Here is a 20,451-nt window from a genome sequence, read left to right as displayed (position 1 = left end):
GGCTGGCATTTTTAGTGAAGATGATGAAAATATAATCAAAATAAATTCTCTAAGACGTTATTTTCTTGTTTCTCTTCTTGTGCTTCATTACCAACATTGTTGTTAAAGGTTGGTAAGTTCAAGTCGCGTTGTGGCGGCACATGATCCTTTCGGAATATTTCAAAAATGGCATTCGATTGCCCAGGTAGCGCACGTTCACCAGTATTGGGGTCAATTCTCACCGTCACCAAAGAAGAAGGTTTTGCGACGAAATCTGGCGGCGTACCTTTTAGTGCCTCACGCATGTAGTCAATCCAAGGCGGTAATGAGACTGAGCCACCCCATTCAGCTCGTCCGCCACTGTAACGGCCAAGTGGCGAAGAATTGTCGAAACCACTCCATACAGAAGTCACTAAATTGCCATTGAAACCTGAAAACCAAGCATCACGACCATCGTTTGTAGTCCCTGTTTTGCCTGCTAGATCATCACGTTGTAGCACTCTTGCGCGTCGGCCAGTACCGTATTTAATAACATCTCGCATCATATCGTAGGTGATGTAATTCACTTCTGGATCGAGTACCTGTGGTGCAATTGGTAAGCTAAGAATGCCTTCAGGAGTATTAAATAGCCCCATTTGTTGTTCACCATCGCTGGTTTTTTCCAAAGGGGTACAAGCCAAGCACACCGTCACTGGATTTGCTTGGAACAGTGTTTCGTTGCTTCTATCTATTACTTTATCTATTAAGTAAGGCTGTACTTGATAGCCGCCATTAGAGAACACAGCAAAGCCCGTTGCGATTTGCAAAGGCGATAAGTTTGCACTCCCTAAAGATAACGATAGATTGTGCGGTAATTCCTTTGGATCAAACCCAAAGCGACGTAAGAAATTTAATGTTGGTCTCACGCCCATCTCGTCAAGTAAGCGGACAGAAACGATATTCTGTGAGCGATACAGTGCTTGGCGTAAACGAGTGGGGCCATAGAATTTTCCTCCATCGTTGGTGGGTCGCCATGCTGATGCTAGGTTGGAGTCATTAAAGACAACTGGCGCATCGTTGATAATACTGGCTGCGGTGTAACCTCGGTTTAGTGCGCTCGCATAAATAAAGGGTTTAAAGTTCGACCCCGGCTGGCGTTTGGACTGAGTAACACGATTGAATTTGTTTTCGTAGAAGTTAAAGCCGCCAACCAAAGCTTGGATGGCGCCATTTTTGCTGTTCAATGAGATCAGCGCAGTTTGTACTTTCGGCTTTTGTGCGAGTAACCATTCAAGCTTATTATCTGGTCGCAAGCGAACAATATCGCCGGGTACTAAAACATCAGATACAAGGGTAGGGGATTTACCTTGCGCATTTTCATTAATGTAAGGTCGTGCCCATTTGATGGCATCCCATGGTAACGTCGCGCGTTGGCCATTGGCTAAACGCACATCAGCAGTCGTCTCTGTGGTTGAAATAACCAATGCCGCTTGCCAGTTTTTAAAGCGTTTTACGTCTTGTAAGGCTTTTTCTTGCTCTTCCAATGGGGCGTCAATCAAATCCACACGAGTCTCAATAGAACCTCGGTAACCGTGGCGCATGTCATAATTTAATACGCCATTGAACACGGCTTCGTTGGCCGCTTTTTGACGGTTTGAATCAATCGTCGTATAGACGGTCATGCCTGTGCTGTAAAGATCATCACCAAAAGTACTGTAAAGCTCAGCCCGCACCATTTCAGCGATGTAGCCCGCCTCGATATCAGGCATAACGCCGTGGTTTTTGGCTGTGATTTGTGCTTCTACCGCGATTTGGTAGGCGTCTTTATCAATCATGCCAAGCGATAGCATGCGTTGTAGAATCCAGTTGCGACGAATTAACGCACGCGAAGGGTTGACGACAGGGTTAAAGCGCGATGGTGCTTTTGGTAAGCCGGCTATCATGGCTAATTGCGCAAGATTTAACTCATTTAAGCTTTTTCCATAATACACTTGTGCCGCTGCTTCGAAGCCATAGGCGCGATTACCCAAGTAGATTTTGTTGACGTACAATTCAAGAATTTCATGTTTAGATAATTCTCTCTCCATTTTTAGCGCGATAAAAATTTCAGTAAACTTACGGGTATAGGTTTGCTCAAATGAAAGGAAGTAGTTTCGCGCTACCTGCATAGTGATGGTGCTGCCGCCGCCTTGCTTTTGTCCAGTTGTTATGAGTTGAAAAACAGCTCGGCCTAAGCCAAGAATATCAACGCCAGGGTGGTGATAAAAATTGGTGTCTTCGGCCGCCAAGATTGCATGTTCTAAGTTTTGAGGGATTTCTGCATAATTGATCGGGCTACGACGTTGCTCACCAAATTCACCAATAAGTTGGTGGTCAGCTGTGTAAATGCGCAGTGGTATCCTTAACTCGATGTCTTTTAGTTCGGCCACAGTAGGAATACGGTCTTTTACGTTGTAGTAAATCGCGTAGGTGATTCCTGCGGCACACAGCGCCCCAAAGAGACCTAGAAAGAAAAGTATTTTGAGTGTCTTAGCCATATAAATTCAATTAATACAGAGTGAGAAAATGGCATTATACCTAAGATGATCACAGAATAGGCGGTTAACTTTGCAGCAAATCGTGTTATCGTCATAAAAAGTTTGCATGGAAGTCAAACTAAAACCCCTACTTGGTTGCTTGCTATTTCAAGGATGAATGATGAAGCTTTTATCGGACTATTCTGTCGCTGTTTATTCGGCTCAAGAATGCAAACTGTATAACTCCAGCAAAGTTGCTTGCTTAGCAGACTTTTCCGCTTTTATAAATGCCCCCCGACCTGATTCCCAGCAATTGTATGCTATTCATCAAAGGCTAAAAATTGGCCAAGAGTTAAATGGCTCACGAATTATTATATTAGTGCCTGATGCTTGGCTATCTGTATCACAACATAGGGTTGATCACCTTATTCCTATGTCGTTACGACCTTTAGCGGCATTGAGCTATGCTGTTGAAGCAACTTTTTCACTGCCAGAGAATTTGCTGTTTAGTTATCAATATGAGCCGCTGTCAGCACAGCAGTCTCTGTTATCTGTTTATGCTTGTTCATGCGAATGGGCAGAACAATTGGTTTTGCCGTTTCTATCGATTCCCAAGACGTACTTGCTTATGACGATAAGTCAATGGCAGGCAATGTCATCGCGCAAACGCTCTTGGTCATCTTGCTCCTTTTGTTCTTTGTCATTGTACCAGCCGGAAAAAGCGAAGCGTGTAAAAGCTCGACAGCTTTTTTGGTGCTTAGTGGTCTTGAGCTTGGTTTTGAATAGTACGGCATCGGTCTATTTTTTATCTCTCGATCAAAACACGACATACATGCGGATCGCACGTCAAACGATACAAAACACTCAATCTGCGTGGTCGTCGACTCATAGCGCCAATGCGTTTTCTGCGTCAGCATTGGACTTGATCCAAGCTTTGCCTAGATCTGCTCGGCTCGAATATTTTGAAAGCAGAGCCCAACGGGCTTTTCTGCAAATGACGTTACCAGCAAGAGATTTAGAACTCTTGTTGGTAACGTGGCGCCAGCATAAGCCAGATTGGCGTTGGGAAGTAAAGCAACGACCACATCATCCCACTTCTCCAATAACGCAAAAGGAGGTGGTGGATGTCTCTATCAAAGTATTTAAAAGCGAGTAAAGCATCTTTAAGGCATATCAATGGCTCAGCAGTGGCACTGATGATGTTTGTACAAATTTCTCTTTGGTATCCCTTTTTGTCTCAGGCTCAAGAAGAGCTGAATAAGCAAGCTAAGTTAAAGGCGCGAGCTGAGGCCAGCTGGGAAAAAATACAGCAACAAGTAAATCAATTGCGTGGCATGAGTTTGCTTAATGAAACATGGGTACAGCATAGAGTGGAAGACTCTGAAAAGGGGATTCCAACCCAATGGTCTATCGCGGGGGCCGCTTCTCTTGCTGAGTGGCAGGCAGTGCTTGAGAAAGTGGAAGCTCAGTATGCTTTGGGTTTGCTTGCTGCCTCTTGGCAAAGAGAAAAAAACGGAGATTGGCGAGGCCACTTGTTGTTTTCTCTTGAGACCCCTAAAGCGAATAGGGTGTACCACAATTGGTTACCAACAAAGTTACATATGAATCGTTTTGAGCCAAATGATTGGTTGCTACTTTCCACCATGCGAATGGGAGATAAAACATCCGCTTTAGTTGCGTACAAACATGTTCGTCATTGGGTTAGTGACGGTAGTTGGTTACCCGATGCAGGTGTAACTGTTAATGGTGTTTCTTTTGGTCGAGTTACTTTGATTGCTAAAGATGGCTCGGAGAAAGTATTGGCTATGCGTGAAAAGGGGGTGAGTGATGAATAAGCGGCTAATTCGATGGCTGTTGATACTTTTTGTCATTATGCCTCGCACTCTCTTGGCAATGGATGTGTATTTTGAATCGCGCCCAGTACAAGAAGTGCTACCTTGGTTGGCATCGCAGATGAATGCAAGTGTGGTAATTAGTCCTGATATCGATAATGTGCTAACTCTTTCTATCAAGGATGCGAGTTGGAAAGATGTGATGGAAGCGGTGGCCCAGCTGCCAAATATTCAGCTTGAGTGGCAGGGTCAGGTTGCCGTACTTATGTTAGCGAAAACAAAGTCAGTGGAAAGCTCGACGCATGCCCCCTCTGAGTGTCAGAGGTCCTATTGGGTGTTGAAGCATGCCAAGGCAAAGAGTGTCGGTTTGCACTTACAAACTTTATACCCTGCTATTTCTTTAGTGGTCGATGATCGAACTAATTCCATTATTACTTATTCTTGTGATGCCTTTGAAGGCGTTCGGGAAACGCTGGCTTGGTTAGATTCACCATTAAGACAAATTGAAATCAGCGCGCAAATTGCTCAAGTGAGTCGAACGGCTCAATCTCAGTTTGGGGTAAACTGGCAAACTAAGTTGTCTGATGGTGTTCGATCATCTATTGGTGGCGCCATCGATTTGGGGGCATTAACACCAACCACGAATTTAGGTTTTTCCAGTGTTGGGGGTTCTAGTTTGTTGTCAATGACTTTAGATATGATGGAAAGTGAGGGGTTAGCCGATGTGGTGTCGAAACCGAAAATTGTGACATCAGAAGGGCAGCCCGCTCGAATTGAGTCGGGAACGGAAGTGCCTTACCAAACTGTGAGTGATGATAAAGTGAGTATTGAGTTTCGCCAAGCTGCACTCATGCTAGAGGTAACACCATTTGTAAAGGATGGTGAATATATTCTGCTGTCGTTAAACATTCATCAAGATTCTGTTGGCGAGTTAGTAAATGGTGTTCCCAGCTTAAAAACCAATCGTTTGAAAACACAGGTGGTCGTGAAGAGCCAAGAAACGCTTGTTTTAGGTGGGATTTTTCGAGAGGAGCGCTTTGAATCAGAGAGCCGAGTTCCCTTCTTGAGTGATATTCCTTGGTTAGGTGAGTTGTTTAAAAGACGGTCAGAACAGCAAGAAAAGGTTGAATTACTTGTATTTATTACACCAAAGCTGCTACAAATGTCAGTTAACTAGGCCGCAGTCTAAATCTGCTTAATCCCGACGTAATTGAATACAATGATAAAAGCCCCCAATATTATTTTAGTAGGCCCGATGGGCGCAGGAAAAACGACGATAGGCCGTTTGATTTCTCAATCGCTGGGCAAAGAGTTTTATGATCTTGATAAAGTCATAGAAGATAACGCCGGCGCAGATATCCCTTGGATTTTTGAGCGAGAAGGAGAAGATGGTTTTCGTAAGCGCGAGACCCAAGCGCTGGCTACTATTGCCGAATCAGACACTGGCGATTGCGTGTTAGCAACGGGTGGCGGTATCGTGATGCGTGAAGAAAACAGAGATATTCTTCGAGACAATGCACTCGTAGTGTATCTGTATGCTTCAGTTGCGCAGCAACTATATCGCACCTCAAAAAGCACTCATCGACCTCTTCTACAAACCGGTGATCCGAGAGCAACGTTAAAAAAGTTATTTGAAGTACGTGATCCTCTGTACAGAGACGTTGCGACCTTAGTAATTGAAACCGACTCTCGCCATCCTCGTTCTGTTGCTAACAAGGTGCTCGATGCGATCAAGCGCCATCTTAAAATGGAGATTACTGTATCCTAATGCGCACGTTAACCGTTGACCTTGGCGATCGTAGCTACCCTATTTTTATTGGTAGTGGTATTCGTCAGCAGAAAGCTCTTTTTGACGATGCTATTCATGGTAAGCAAGTCATGATAGTCACTAATGACACTGTTGCTCCCTTGTATCTAGAGTCTATGGTGTCCATGCTATCTTCTGATTATAAGGTCGATACCTGTATTTTGCCTGATGGTGAAGTGTATAAGACACTTGAAACCTATGGCATGATCATGTCAGCTTTATTGGAAGCAAAGCACAATCGCACCACTACGGTTATCGCTTTAGGTGGAGGCGTAGTCGGTGATATGGCGGGGTTTGCCGCAGCGACATATCAACGAGGTGTGCCTTTTATCCAAGTGCCAACCACGCTGCTTTCCCAAGTAGATTCCTCTGTTGGTGGAAAAACCGGTGTGAATCATCCTCTTGGGAAAAATATGATAGGCGCGTTTTATCAGCCTCAAGCAGTGATTATTGATACGGAGACATTATCGAGTTTGCCACAACGTGAATTGTCAGCGGGAATGGCTGAAGTCATTAAATACGGTTTGATTTGTGATGTGCCATTTTTTGATTGGTTAGAGCAAGAAATGTCTGACTTAATGGCATTAGACAACGACAAAATTAGTGAAGCTATTTATCAATCTTGTTTAGCAAAGGCCAATGTGGTTGCGCAGGACGAGAGAGAGGGCGGTATTCGTGCTATTTTAAACCTTGGGCATACATTTGGTCATGCGATTGAGACTGAGATGGGCTACGGCAATTGGCTGCATGGCGAAGCCGTTGCTGCTGGTAGCATGTTAGCGATTGACCTTTCGTGGCGTATGGGAAATCTTACGGAGCAAGATGTTAGTCGTTCCGTGGCGCTGTTTCAAGCCGCGAATTTACCAGTATTACCGCCTGTTGAAATGACAGTTGAAAGCTTTGTTGACCGCATGGCGCTGGATAAAAAAGTATTGGATGGTAGCTTACGTTTGGTGTTGCTTGGCGCATTGGGCGATGCAATTGTGACGTCGGATTTTCCGATGGAAGATTTTAGTTCTAGCCTTTTAGATGCACTTGAAGCGAGTAAACAAGCTAGCCTTGTTTAATCTTACTGACTCTTGTTCGTTATTTTACGTTAAAGGATGACTATGTCTAAGCCAGACTTTCAGTTTGATCTAGAGGATGCGCTTAATCAGCCCCCCAAAGCCACGCTAAGAGATCCTTTTGGTTCGAAAGACGCATCACTTTATTTCGCGTCTGAAGAAGGGAATCAGCAACTGGCTTTGCTTGAGCATTTGAGCCGCTACAGTAGTTTACTGTCTGTCGTTCAAGGCCCTCAAGGCAGTGGTAAAAGTCGTTTTTTAATGGAGTTTGCTCGCCACCAAGATGACACTACAGTTGTTAGTCATGTAAAAGGTACTATGCTAATGACGGCTGGGCAGTTGCTGCAAGCTATCTATGCTGGTTTTGCCAGTCATTTTAGTCAGCCGCCGAACGAAACCACCTTTGGTCCTTTGCTTAAGTTCTCTCATGATTTAGATGAGAAAGGCCAAGCGGCCTTAGTTCTAGTTGATAATGCCCAAGAGCTAAACACCGACGCGGTGAGTATGTTGCTTGATATGATGTCATTGGCAACAGAAAACCAAACGGTTCCTCATATTGTCTTGTTTAGTGAATATCCTTTGTCGCGTAACCTAGATGCCTATCAGCGTTCTCGTTATGAGCAATTGAGTCATTCATTTACCCTAGCGCCTTATTCATTAGAGCAAACTCGTGCTTATCTATTGCATCGTGTTCGTGCGGTAGGCGGCGGAATCAATTTGCCATTTAATGACAAGCAAGTGAAGCAGATTCATCAAGAGTCTGGTGGTTACCCTGGACGAATCAATCAGCTTGCTCAGGCTATGATGGGAAATGGGGATAAGCCCGTAAAATCAGGGATGCGTTTTAATCTCGCTATCGGCTTTCCTTTAGCGCACATGGCGCTGCTTTCCGTGGTTATGTTGGGTATTTTGGTGGCGGTATTATTCTCTGATAAACAGTCTGATAAACCGTCGTCGTCGTCGTCTTCAGCAGCCGATAGAACGAGTAACGTCATTCCTTTGAGTCCAAGGCAAGGACAGTCATCTCCTGATACGATTGCTCGTATTGACGCTATGCAGCGCAAGATAGGCCAAGAAGGCGAAATTATACTTCCTCCTATTCCGGCGGGTACCTCACTACCTCCGATCAGTATGTCAAATACTCAAACGACAGGGCAATCGAACACGCCTTCAATGGTGACGCCTGCCATTTCTACTGCACCTATTCGTGCTGAAGCACCTTTAGCGCAAGTTGCACCTAGTGCCGATGTGCCTGTCGAAGACGTTCCACCTAAGAAAGAACAAGCTAATCTGAAAGTCTCACAAGATCGCTTTGATAAGACGGAATGGTGGCTATCGCAGAGCCCAAACCGTTATACCTTACAGCTCTTAGGTACACACAATAAAGGGACTGTTCAAGACTTCATTCGCGCTCAAGGTAGTGTGGATGCTTTTGGCTACTTTAAGTCAAAACACAATGGCAAAGATTGGTTTGTCGTTGTTTATGGAGCTTATCGTAATCGTAGTGAAGCAATCGCTGCAGCCGAAACGCTACCGAAAGATATTCGTGACCTTAATCCTTGGGCGCGAAGTGCTCGTGGTATTCAGGATGATATTAGAAAGGCCCAGTGACTTTCTGAAAAATTAAGGCTGATTGGCGTTTACCCTTTTTGTTTTATATTGAGGATTCCGAGTTTTCTTCTGGCTCAAAGTGTATAAAACGTTGCCAAAGCCTCTTTTTGTGAAGGTTTTGTATAGCATCCCCCCTAATTTAGTAAAAATCACTGTAATTCTCTGAAAAACATGAATGAACAGTGGAATTTTCTGTTTGGAAAAACTCCAGCCATAGATAATTCTCTAAGTCCGCGCTATTTGCCGCTAAAACCCCTATAAAAAACGCCAAAATAACATAAAGTAGGCCTGCGCTCGTTTGAGTAGTGCTCTTCGTCAGGGTAGTATGATCGTCCATTTCGGTGGTGTTTTGGGTAGATGATAGTCATTCTCGAAGCGAGCTTTTCGCTTTTTAGTCCAGCCACCTGATAATCGAATTTATATCTAATTTTTATTTTTTTATGTTTCAACTGTGGGAGTTGGTGTATGAATGCAGGCCTTTATCGTCCTGGCGAGTTCAAAGACAACTGTGGCTTTGGCTTAATTGCTCATATGGAAGGCAATACTAGCCATGAATTACTTAAGACAGCCATTGAATCTTTGACATGTATGACACACCGTGGCGGCATCGCTGCCGATGGCAAAACAGGTGACGGCTGTGGTCTTCTTATCCAAAAGCCGGATCTTTTTTTACGTGGTGAAGCGCACGCTTTATTTAATCACACTCTGTCTGACCTTTACGGTATCGGCATGGTGTTTCTTGATCAAGATGACGCGCTTGCAAGTGAGCAACGTGAAACCTTAACGAAAAAATTGACCGATGAAGGTCTGAATGTTGTAGGTTGGCGTGAAGTTCCTATTGATGCGTCTTGCCTAGGTATTATCGCGATGGATTGCTTGCCTCGTATTGAGCAAGTATTTGTCGACAGCAACCGTATGGATGCTCGTACTTTCGCAACGCGTTTGTTTGTGGCTCGTCGCCAAACTGAAATCGCGTTGTCGGAATACGAAAACTTCTACATCTGTTCTTTGTCCGACAAGGTGTTGGCGTACAAAGGCTTAATGATGCCAGTAGATTTGCCTTTCTTTTATAAAGATTTAGGCAACGAAAAAATGCAAACAGCGATTTGTGTTTTCCACCAACGTTTCTCGACTAATACGCTTCCTAAGTGGCCATTGGCGCAACCATTTCGTATGTTGGCGCACAACGGTGAGATCAATACCATCGAAGGTAACCGTAACTGGGCATTGGCTCGTAGCAGTAAGCTACGTACGCCGTTGATTCCAGAGCTACAAGACTTGCAGCCAATTGTTAACTTGACTGGTTCTGACTCTTCTTCCATGGACAACATGTTGGAAGTCTTGGTTACGGGTGGCGTGGATATTTTTCGTGCGGCACGTTTGATCATTCCGCCAGCGTGGCAAAACGTTGAAAACATGGATCCAGAGTTGCGTGCTTTCTATCAGTACAATTCTATGCATATGGATCCTTGGGACGGCCCAGCTGGTTTGGTTATGACAGACGGACGTCATGCGGTTTGTATGCTTGACCGTAACGGTTTGCGCCCTGCGCGTTGGGTTATTACTAAAAATGGCTTTATCACGCTGGCTTCTGAAGTAGGGACTTATGGCTACAAATCAGAAGACGTTGTGTCAAAAGGGCGAGTTGGCCCAGGCCAAATGTTGGTCATCGATACGCAAAACGGCAAAGTGCTCCACACAGACGACATTGATAATCGTCTGAAGTCCATGCATCCGTACAAAAAATGGTTGAAGCAGGAAGCGATTCGTATTGAGTCTTTGTTAGAAGAGTCGTCTCTTGAATTCGAACCTTTCACCAAAGAAGAAATGCTCACATATCAGAAGATGTTCCAAGTGTCTTTTGAAGAGCGCGAGCAAATTTTCCGTCCATTGGCTGAAAGTGGTCATGAAGCAGTTGGTTCTATGGGGGATGATACGCCGATGGCTGTTATGTCTAGCCAGACTCGCCCTGTTACAGACTATTTCCGTCAGAAGTTTGCGCAGGTAACCAATCCGCCTATCGATCCGCTACGTGAATCAGTGGTGATGTCATTGGAAACGTGTATCGGTGTGGAACGTAACTTATTTGAAGAAACACCAAAACACGCAAACCGTATTATTTTGTCTTCGCCTGTCTTATCACCACGTAAATACAGCCGTTTGTTGGCATTAGATGATCACCGTTTCCGTTTGGTACGTTTGAACACTAATTACAATCCAGAAAACGTTTCTCTTGAGCAAGCGATTAAAGATTTACAGCTAAAAGCGGAAGAGGTAGTACGTAATGGCGCGGTTATCCTTGTCTTGACTGACCGTGATATTGAGAAAGGCCATTTGCCAATTCCTGCACCAATGGCCGTAGGCGCGGTACATCATTATTTGTCTAAGCAAGGTTTGCGTTGTGATTCTAATATTATCGCTGACACTGGCTTTGTTCGTGATCCTCATCAATTTGCCGTGTTACTTGGCTTTGGTGCGACAGCGGTTTATCCCTACCTTTCTTATCGCTTAATCAATGACATGATAAATAAAGGTGAGGTGTTGGGTGATCCGATTGCTTGTCACGTTAAATACCGTAAAGGTATTAACAAGGGCTTAATGAAGATTATCTCTAAGATGGGGATCTCGACGATTGCCTCTTACCGTGGTGCGCAGTTGTTTGAAGCGGTTGGTTTAGACTCTAAAGTGGTTGATCTATGCTTCAAAGGCGTTCCAAGTCGTATCAAGGGCGCGCGCTTTGAAGATTTCCAAAAAGATCAAACATCCATCGCAAACAATGCATGGAAGTTGCGTAAACCGATTCAACAGGGCGGTTATCTAAAATACGTTCATGAAGCGGAATACCATGCGTTTAACCCGGATGTTGTGCGCAACTTGCAAACAGCTGTGGGTAGCGGTCGTTTTGAAGACTTCACTAAATACACAGAACTGGTTAACAACCGTCCTGCCTCTATGCTGCGTGACTTGTTTACCTTATCCGATAAGGCGAAATCTATTGCGCTGGACGAAGTAGAATCCATTGAAACGATTCTGCCACGCTTCGATTCAGCGGGTATGTCTTTGGGTGCCTTGTCGCCAGAAGCACACGAAGCCTTGGCGCAAGCGATGAATGAATTAGGCTGTCGCTCTAATTCTGGTGAGGGTGGTGAAGATCCAGCTCGTCACGGTACTGAGCGTCGTTCTAAGATCAAGCAAATCGCGTCTGGCCGTTTTGGTGTGACACCAGAATACTTAGTCAACGCCGAAGTCCTGCAGATTAAAGTGGCACAAGGTGCGAAACCAGGCGAAGGTGGTCAATTGCCAGGCGGTAAGGTAAACGGCTTAATTGCTCGACTACGTTACGCGGTTCCAGGTGTTACCTTGATTTCACCACCGCCACATCATGATATTTATTCTATCGAGGATTTGGCACAGCTGATTTTCGATTTGAAACAAGTAAACCCAGATGCCTTGGTATCGGTGAAACTGGTTTCTGAACCAGGTGTTGGTACGATCGCCGCAGGTGTCGCGAAAGCGTACGCGGATTTGATCACTATCTCTGGTTATGACGGCGGTACAGCAGCCTCGCCAATTACGTCGATTCGCCATGCGGGCTCACCTTGGGAACTAGGTTTAGCGGAAGCGCAACAAGCGCTTCGTTCTAATGATCTTCGTGGCAACATTCGCCTACAAACAGATGGCGGTTTGAAAACGGGTCTAGATGTAGTGAAAGCCGCGATTCTTGGTGCGGAAAGCTTTGGCTTTGGTACCACACCAATGGTTGCTATGGGTTGTAAGTTCTTGCGTATTTGTCACTTGAACAACTGTGCGACCGGTGTGGCGACTCAAGATCAAATGCTACGTGATGAACATTTCATCGGCACAGTAGAAATGATCAAAAACTTCTTCCGCTTTATGGCTGAAGATACACGCCTATGGTTGGCAAAGCTTGGTGTTGCAAAGCTACAAGATTTGATTGGTCGTACAGATCTGTTGGCTATCTTACCAGGTGAAACCGATAAGCAGCGTAACTTAGACTTATCTCCGATCTTAAAAAATGATTTGATTCCAGCGGATAAAGCACAATATTGTCAGGCGCCATTTAATCCGCCACACGATAAAGGTCTATTGGCTTTGAAAATGTGGGATACGGTTAAAGAAGTGGTCGAAGAGAAAGAAGGTGGCGAATTTGCTTTTGATGTGACCAACTGTGACCGTTCTATCGGTGCGCGTTTGTCTGGTGAAATAGCGAAGCGCTACGGTAATCAAGGTATGTCTGATACTCCATTAACATTGAAGTTGGCTGGTACGGCTGGTCAGAGTTTTGGAGTATGGAACGCGGGTGGTTTAAACATGTACCTGGAAGGCGATGCGAACGACTACGTTGGTAAAGGCATGACAGGCGGAAAATTGGTTATTCGTCCACCAAAAGGATCTGTCTTCCAATCACAAGATTCGGCCATTATCGGTAACACCTGTTTGTATGGTGCGACGGGCGGTAAGTTGTTTGCGGCAGGTACGGCAGGTGAACGTTTTGCTGTACGTAATTCTGGCACTCATACTGTTATCGAAGGCGCAGGCGATCACTGCTGTGAATACATGACCGGCGGTATGGTGACTGTCCTTGGAAATACTGGTTACAACTTTGGTGCGGGCATGACTGGCGGTTTCGCTTACGTGCTCGATTTAGACCGTACCTTTGTGGATAAATACAATCATGAATTGGTTGAAATTCACCGTATTGGTACGGAATTAACGGAAGAGTATCGCTCACACCTTCGCTCTGTGATCGAAGAATACGTCCGAGAAACTGACAGCGAATGGGGCCAAGAGATCTTAGAAAACTTCTATGACTACATTGGCAAGTTCTGGCTAGTCAAACCAAAAGCCGCCAGCTTAGGCGCGCTATTGGCAAGCACTCGTCAACGTCCGGAATAAAACACGCTGTTATAGCGCTTGGCTTGTGATGAAACGAACCAAGCGTTGTGAACGAATCAGTCTGACCCATTTGAGAGAAGCGCTGCCTGTTTACAGGCAGCCAAGGAGATAGCAGCTTATGTCTGAGCGCTTGAACAACGCATTTCAATTCGTCGAAGTGGACCGTAAGGACCCTAAAAAGAAGCCTTTAATTACTCGTAAGGCGCAATTCGTCGAAATTTATAAACCATTCGAAGAGCCGGGAGCCAAAGACCAAGCGCACCGTTGCCTAGAATGTGGTAACCCTTATTGTGAGTGGAAATGTCCAGTACACAATTACATCCCAAACTGGCTGAAACTAGTGAGCGAAGGTAGCATTTTAGAAGCCGCTGAGCTGAGCCACCAAACCAACTCCTTGCCAGAAGTCTGTGGTCGTGTCTGCCCGCAAGATCGTCTTTGTGAAGGTGCTTGTACGCTTGGGGAAGGTGGTTTTGGTGCCGTAACGATTGGTTCGGTTGAGAAATACATTACAGATACGGCTTTTGCTTTGGGCTGGCGTCCAGATATGTCTAACGTCGTACCGGTCAATAAAACCGTTGCTATTGTTGGCGCAGGTCCAGCAGGTCTTGCCTGTGCTGACATCTTAGTACGTAATGGTATTAAGCCAGTTGTATTTGATAAGTACCCAGAAATTGGTGGCTTGCTGACGTTTGGTATTCCGGAATTCAAACTGGAAAAAAGCGTTATGGCACGTCGTCGTGAAATTTTTGAAGAAATGGGCGTAGAATTTGTTCTAGGCACCTCGGTTGGTGATGACGTACCGTTTGAACATGTATTGGAAGAGTACGATGCGGTATTTTTAGGCATGGGTACTTACAAATACATGAAAGGCGGTTTTCCAGGTGAAGAGCTTCCTGGTGTTCATGACGCTTTGGATTACCTGATTTCTAATGTGAACCATTGCCTAGACTTCGAAGAAGATGAAGCAGACTATGTAAACCTAAAAGGTAAACAAGTTGTTGTCTTGGGCGGTGGTGATACGGCGATGGACTGTAACCGAACAGCTATTCGTCAAGGCGCGAAAAGCGTGACTTGTGCGTACCGTCGTGACCAAGAAAACATGCCGGGCTCTCGTAAAGAAGTGCAAAATGCGAAAGAAGAAGGTGTGCAGTTCCTATTTAATCGTCAGCCAGTTGAAATCATTGGTGATGAAAAAGTAGAAGGTATCAAGGTTGTTGAAACTAAAATGGGTGAGCCTGATGAAAATGGCCGTCGTTCTGCAGAAATCGTTGAAGGTAGTGAGCAGATCATTCCTGCCGACACTGTATTGATTGCCTTTGGTTTCCAAGCTAGCCCTGCGCCTTGGTTCGAAAAATTCGGCATTGAAACAGACGCTCGCGGTCGTGTCATCGCGCCGAAGAAAGGTAAATTCATGTTCCAAACGACCAACGAAAAAATCTTTGCTGGTGGCGATATGGTTCGTGGTTCAGATCTAGTGGTAACGGCTATCGATGAAGGTCGTAAGGCTGCGGAAGGGATTATGGATTTCCTAGACGTTTAACCATAACGACTGAGCTAGCAAGGTTGTGTTACTTTGAATTAAACGCCAGTCAGAGAAATCTGATTGGCGTTTTCGTTTTGATGATATGCAAGGTTAAAGCGATCTAAATCTTGTTCCGTCACGTATGAATGTTATTAACTCACAACAACAGGCTAATTATGTTTTCTTTTCTAAAGTCCGACCCGATTAAAAAGCTCGACAAAGAATATGGTGAGCTACTAGAAAAAGCCATGCAAGCCCAACGCGGCGGCGACATCAGGCTCTATTCAGAGCTGACAGAAAAAGCCGAAGCTTTGAAAGTGAAGATAGATGAAGCTGGGTCTAAATAGATTTAATAAAAAACGCGGTGCCATGTTAATGGCACCGCGTTTTTAGTTATAGCGCATAAGATTTTAAGCGTTTAATTTTTTCAATGACTAGGATGGCGTAGCGTTGTCCATTGGTCGAATGAGCGCCAAACTTTCTTCCGCAAAACCAGTACCAGCTTCGGTATAGAAGTTGAAAACGTTGTCTATGCCGCTGTTGATGAGAATATCTCTTTCATCTTGGTAGCGAGCAATCGCGGCGATTTGTCCTGTGTAGTTGGCTTTACGCAACTGGATGGCGACATTGGTTGTATCTTCTGCGGCAGGCAGAGCCAGCAAGACCAAATCAATTCGAGAGGTGTCTAAACGCTCCCACAAGTCGGCGTCTTCACCGTCGCCGTAAAAGACGTTTTCTTGGTCGGCTTGCATTTGGTTGATACGGTTACGATCGGCATCCATACCGGCAACAGTATCGCCTACAAAACCTTTTAACGATTCGAATGCCCCGCGTCCAACTCGACCTAAACCTACCACCAAAATATCGCTGTTTACCGGTTGCACGAAGCGGTCTTCAGGTAAGCAGTCTGCACTTTCAAACCGGCGAATGACGTCTTTGTTTTTACGGTACATGCGATGAACGTTGCGGTACAAAATACTGGTAATAACGAAAGAAAAAGACACGGCGAGAGCCAAAACAACCAGCCATTCTTTTTCTAACCAGCCGTTCGCCACACTCAGAGCAACGACAATGAGGCCAAATTCGCTGTAGTTTGACAGAATCATTGACGACAGGAAGGATGTTCGACCGCGTAGTTTCATCTTGGTTAGTAGCAAGAAGAAGAGAGCGAACTTTGCCAAAATGACTAAGGTAATGATCAGACTGATGCCGATCATGCTTAATGTTGGTAGGGCGGTAAAACCAATGGATAAAAAGAAGCCTATCAAGAATAGGTCCTTGAAGTTCATTAGGGACTTATTCATTTCAGCGGCTTTAGAATGAGAGGCCAATAGAATACCGAAAATCAGCGCTCCTAAATCGCCTTTAACGCCCACCAAGTAGAATAGCTCGTAGCCACCTAGCGCAAGAAATAGTCCCGTTAATGGCAGCATTTCCCCGTGGCCAGCCTTGTCGACGACCTTGTTTATAACAGGGCGAATCAGTAGTAAGCCAAATAACCCCAGTGCCCAGATAGACGGAATCTTACCTGTGGCGGCCACAAGAAAAATCACCGCGACTATGTCCTGCATAACCAGAATGCCAAGAGATAGTTGTCCGTGACGAGTTTTAAGTTCGCTGCTTTCTTCCAGTAATTTCATAACACAAACTGTGCTGGAAAAACTGAGGGCAAAACCAAGTAGAGCAGCGGTTTTAAAATCAAGTAAACCAAAATACGGCAGGCTCAATGTGCCGAGTAGCAGGGCGATACCGGCAAAAATGACGGTGCTTATTCCCATATGACTTAATGTAGAAGCCCATACTTCACGTTTTAGGAGGTCTTTAACATGCAATTTCAAACCGATACTAAATAGCATGAGCGTAATGCCAATGTTGGCAAGAGAGTCCAATGTGCTACTTGGTTCTAGGCCCGCATAGTTAAGTAAAAAACCAGCCAATAAGAAACCAATTAGTGGTGGTAAATTGATCATCTTGACAGCCAGTCCGCAGACGAATGCGAATAAGATCCAAATGAATTCCATAGATTCCTTCTAAATTAAAGAATGTGTAAAGGGGAGTTTTATCATACGTAATTTGTCTAAGGCGTGCAGCACGTAATACTGCAAATTATTCTATCTCGCTCCAGAAATTAACATACCTAAAATGGTATGAAGAACAACATTTCTCATAGTGCTTCAATTAAATTCTAAAGTAGATAAATAGACTTTAGATAAATTGCGGTAACACTCAGTAAGCGTGATGCAATGATTTTATTGATCACGCTTTTTTTATTGTATTGTTTTATCTTGGCGCAGCATTGATGAATGAAATTTAGTTTTCTTTTTATTCATCATGACGAGTAAACTATTGAGCCATTTTACCCATTGCTAAGGAAAAGGATGTCACTCTCTCATTCATCACAACCCACCGGACTGCCAGTAAAGCGCTTAGCTGAAAAAGAGCTGGTGGCTTTGTTTGCTTTGATGATGTCTCTGACGGCGCTGAGTATGGATGCCATGTTGCCGGCGTTTCCTTTTATTGCTGAGTCTCTAGCGATTGTGGATTATCAGAAAACCCAATGGATTGTGTCTGCAATGATTTTGGGAATGGTGTTTGGTGAGATTTTCTTTGGGCCTTTGTCTGATGCTATTGGCCGGAAAAAGAGTATTTTGCTTGGTATCAGTGTGTATCTTATGGGTTCTTTGGTGGCGTTGTCGGCGTCGTCCATTGAGGTGTTTTTGTTGGGACGTATGATTCAAGGTTTTGGCGTTGCTGGACCAAAAATTGCCTCTCGCGCCTTGATCCGAGATATGTACAAAGGCGCGGCGATGGCACGCATTATGTCTTTTGTGATGATGGTGTTTATTTTAGTGCCTATGCTTGCGCCTTCGATTGGACAACTGGTGTTGCAAGTCGCAGATTGGCGTTGGATTTTTGGTTTGTTGATGGCTCAAGCAAGCATTGCTGGCGCATGGCTACTGCTTCGTCAGCCGGAAACGCTATCAAAAGAAAATCGTATTCCGCTCAACCGAAAACGATTAATGGCCGATGTTCGTATTGTTCTAAGTCGTCGTGATGTGATGGCGTATACCGTTTTATTAGGCTGTATTTTTGGTGGCTTAATGTTGCACATTAGTACCGCACAATCGATTTTTCAGGATGTGTATGAGACTGGTGATCGCTTTCCTTTGTTCTTTGCGATGTTGGCAATTGGTTCTGCTGTTATCAACTTTTCAAATGGCAAAATAGTTCTACGAGTCGGCATGTTGCGCTGTGTTATCGGCGCATTGACAGTATTGTTATCGACCGCTTTTATTCTTTTGTTTGTGTCTTTACTTTTCGATGGTGTGCCGCCTTTTGCCCTATTTATGGGATTAGGTATGGTGATGTTTTCTTGCTTCGGTATGGTGTTTGGCAACGTCAATGCTATGGCGATGGAGCCGCTGGGAAAAATGGCAGGGCTTGGAGCATCACTGATTTCGTCGCTATCAAGTTTGCTTGCGATTGTGCTGTCGACCTTCGTTGGGCAGTTTTATAATTTTACGGTTATTCCGTTAGCCAGCGGCTTTGTTCTCTTCTCTATGATTGCATTTATCATGCTTAGATATGGCTATAATTACAGCCGACGTCACGCTGAAGAATAAGACTATTTAGCGCATCATGGGTTAGGGGAAGGTGAGTGTCATTCTGTCTTCATCAAAGTAGGTTAGAATATAAACTCAGTTTTTAAGTATGAGCACACCTATTTCTATGTCATCTCAAATACCCCAATCTGGTTCTTTAGCAAAACAACTCTTTTCCATGACATGGCCAATGCTGTTTGGCGTTTTGTCGTTGATGAGTTTTCAGTTGGTGGACAGTGCTTTTATCGGACAGTTGGGGCTTTTGCCGTTGGCGGCACAGGGTTTTACCTTGCCCATTCAGATGATTGTAATTGGTCTGCAAGTGGGACTGGGTATCGCGACGACGGCAATTATTTCTCGTGCTTTAGGGGCAGGGAACACGCGTTATGCCAAGCAGTTAGGTGGTTTGGTGTTAATGATGGGAAGTGTGGGGATCGCTTTCTTTAGTGTGATCATTTGGCTATTACGCCATCCTATTTTGGCGTTACTGAGTGCGCCGGACTCAGTTTATCCTGTTATCGATTCTTACTGGCCTCACTGGTTGCTCAGCGCTTGGGTGGGTGCGTTAATTTACTTTTACTACAGTATTTGCCGTTCCAATGGGAATACCATGTTGCCTGGCATCATGATGATTGTGACCAGCGTATTGAACTTGGTATTGGATCCTATTTTTATCTTCACTTTTGACCTTGGCTTGAACGGTGCAGCTATGGCGACCACACTGGCGTTTGGTTTGGGAACTTTGATTGTTGCACCAAAAGTAGCTCGTAAACATTGGATTACCTTTGATTGGAAGGACCTAAATATCGGCAAAAGCTTGGGGGCGATTGGTCACATAATGGGGCCTGCGATGATTAGTCAGTTGTTGCCGCCAGTCTCTTCTATGTTGGCGACCAAGCTTATTGCTGGATTTGGTACGGCGGCCGTGGCGTCTTGGGCGTTGGGCTCACGTTTTGAATTTTTCTCGATTGTGGCTGTGTTGGCGTTAACCATGTCGATGCCGCCAATGGTTGGTCGCTTATTGGGGGCCAATCGGATTCAAGACATTCGTACTGTGGTGTCGATCTCAATTCGCTTTATTCTGCTGTTTCAATTTTGTGTGGCATTACTGACTTTCGTATTAGCTGGGCCTTTGGCTCGTCTCATGACCAGTGAACAGGCTGTGTCGGACATTTTAACTTGGCATTTAATCATTGTGCCTGTCAGCCTTGGTGCGTTGGGAATTTGCATGTTGATGGTGTCTGTTTGTAATGCGCTTGGTAAATCTTATGTGGCGTTAACCATTTCAACGTTACGGCTATTTGCTTTCTTTTTGCCTTGTCTATGGCTTGGTGCTGAGTTGGCTGGGCTAAAAGGTATTTTCATTGGCGTACTCATTGGTAACTTATTCGCCGGTATGTGCGCATGGAGAATGTATTTGCGTGCTTTGTCGAAGGTTGACATGTCTGGCCAAGTCGCATAGGAAACGGTTACGTCAGGCAAACTTGGTTCAATTGGGTTCAGCATGCCGACAAAAAAGCCTCTCTCTGAAGTGACCCCCAATAGTTGGACAAACAACATTGGGGGTTCTTTTTATGTCAAAGTACAGTCGTGCTTTTAAAATCACATTAGCTCAGCAATGC

Annotated in this window: 13 protein-coding genes; 11 read left to right on the top strand and 2 right to left on the bottom strand. The window is 44.8% G+C overall.

Annotation, left to right across the window (positions count from 1 at the left end; genetic code table 11):
- Positions 1–35: 35 nt before the first annotated feature.
- Positions 36–2,495, bottom strand: coding sequence for a penicillin-binding protein 1A (locus DFP80_RS19355; protein ID WP_113918433.1), 2,460 nt, complete (start codon positions 2,493–2,495; stop codon positions 36–38).
- Positions 2,496–2,655: 160 nt separating this feature from the next.
- Between DFP80_RS19355 and DFP80_RS19350 the strand changes: the two genes are divergently transcribed.
- From DFP80_RS19350 to DFP80_RS19310, 9 genes are all read left to right on the top strand, one after another.
- Positions 2,656–3,630, top strand: a complete 975-nt coding sequence (locus DFP80_RS19350; protein ID WP_113918432.1) for a hypothetical protein — start codon at positions 2,656–2,658, stop codon at positions 3,628–3,630.
- Positions 3,599–4,309: a hypothetical protein gene (locus DFP80_RS19345; protein WP_113918431.1), complete on the top strand. Its 711-nt coding sequence runs from the start codon at positions 3,599–3,601 to the stop codon at positions 4,307–4,309. Before DFP80_RS19350 ends, DFP80_RS19345 begins: the two co-directional genes overlap by 32 nt.
- The gene (locus DFP80_RS19340) at positions 4,302–5,483 is read left to right on the top strand and encodes a secretin GspD/PilQ domain-containing protein (protein ID WP_113918430.1); all 1,182 of its coding nucleotides are present in this window, start codon (positions 4,302–4,304) and stop codon (positions 5,481–5,483) included. Before DFP80_RS19345 ends, DFP80_RS19340 begins: the two co-directional genes overlap by 8 nt.
- A 42-nt stretch (positions 5,484–5,525) precedes the next feature.
- Complete coding sequence (locus DFP80_RS19335; RefSeq protein WP_113918429.1) at positions 5,526–6,074, top strand: shikimate kinase; 549 nt, start codon at positions 5,526–5,528, stop codon at positions 6,072–6,074.
- Positions 6,074–7,180, top strand: coding sequence for a 3-dehydroquinate synthase (gene aroB, locus DFP80_RS19330; protein WP_113918428.1), 1,107 nt, complete (start codon positions 6,074–6,076; stop codon positions 7,178–7,180). Before DFP80_RS19335 ends, aroB begins: the two co-directional genes overlap by 1 nt.
- Positions 7,181–7,222: 42 nt before the next feature.
- The gene (locus DFP80_RS19325; RefSeq protein ID WP_113918427.1) at positions 7,223–8,788 is read left to right on the top strand and encodes an SPOR domain-containing protein; all 1,566 of its coding nucleotides are present in this window, start codon (positions 7,223–7,225) and stop codon (positions 8,786–8,788) included.
- Positions 8,789–9,253: 465 nt separating this feature from the next.
- A complete protein-coding gene (gltB, locus tag DFP80_RS19320) occupies positions 9,254–13,705 on the top strand; it encodes a glutamate synthase large subunit (protein WP_113918426.1) in 4,452 nt (1,483 codons plus the stop codon).
- A 118-nt stretch (positions 13,706–13,823) separates the two neighbouring features.
- On the top strand, positions 13,824–15,245 hold the full coding sequence (locus DFP80_RS19315; protein ID WP_113918425.1) for a glutamate synthase small subunit GltD family protein: 1,422 nt from the start codon (positions 13,824–13,826) through the stop codon (positions 15,243–15,245).
- 158 nt (positions 15,246–15,403) lie between these two features.
- Positions 15,404–15,574, top strand: a complete 171-nt coding sequence (locus DFP80_RS19310; RefSeq protein WP_113918462.1) for a DUF6435 family protein — start codon at positions 15,404–15,406, stop codon at positions 15,572–15,574.
- Between the two features lie 87 nt (positions 15,575–15,661).
- Here DFP80_RS19310 and DFP80_RS19305 read toward each other — a convergent pair whose 3' ends face one another.
- Positions 15,662–17,248, bottom strand: coding sequence for a cation:proton antiporter domain-containing protein (locus tag DFP80_RS19305; protein ID WP_113918424.1), 1,587 nt, complete (start codon positions 17,246–17,248; stop codon positions 15,662–15,664).
- 357 nt (positions 17,249–17,605) lie between these two features.
- On the opposite strand from DFP80_RS19305, the gene DFP80_RS19300 reads away from it, so the two are divergent.
- Together DFP80_RS19300 and DFP80_RS19295 are read left to right on the top strand one after the other, a co-directional pair.
- Positions 17,606–18,850, top strand: a complete 1,245-nt coding sequence (locus DFP80_RS19300; RefSeq protein ID WP_113918423.1) for a multidrug effflux MFS transporter — start codon at positions 17,606–17,608, stop codon at positions 18,848–18,850.
- Positions 18,851–18,938: 88 nt separating this feature from the next.
- Positions 18,939–20,291 carry an MATE family efflux transporter gene (locus tag DFP80_RS19295; RefSeq protein ID WP_241560320.1) on the top strand — a complete coding sequence of 451 codons (1,353 nt, stop codon included), beginning with the start codon at positions 18,939–18,941 and terminating at the stop codon, positions 20,289–20,291.
- Positions 20,292–20,451 lie beyond the last annotated feature (160 nt).

Origin of the sequence: Marinomonas rhizomae, from assembly GCF_003315485.1 — a bacterium.
Taxonomy (GTDB): Bacteria; Pseudomonadota; Gammaproteobacteria; order Pseudomonadales; family Marinomonadaceae; genus Marinomonas; species Marinomonas rhizomae.
This window is presented reverse-complemented; position numbering and strand designations above follow the sequence as displayed.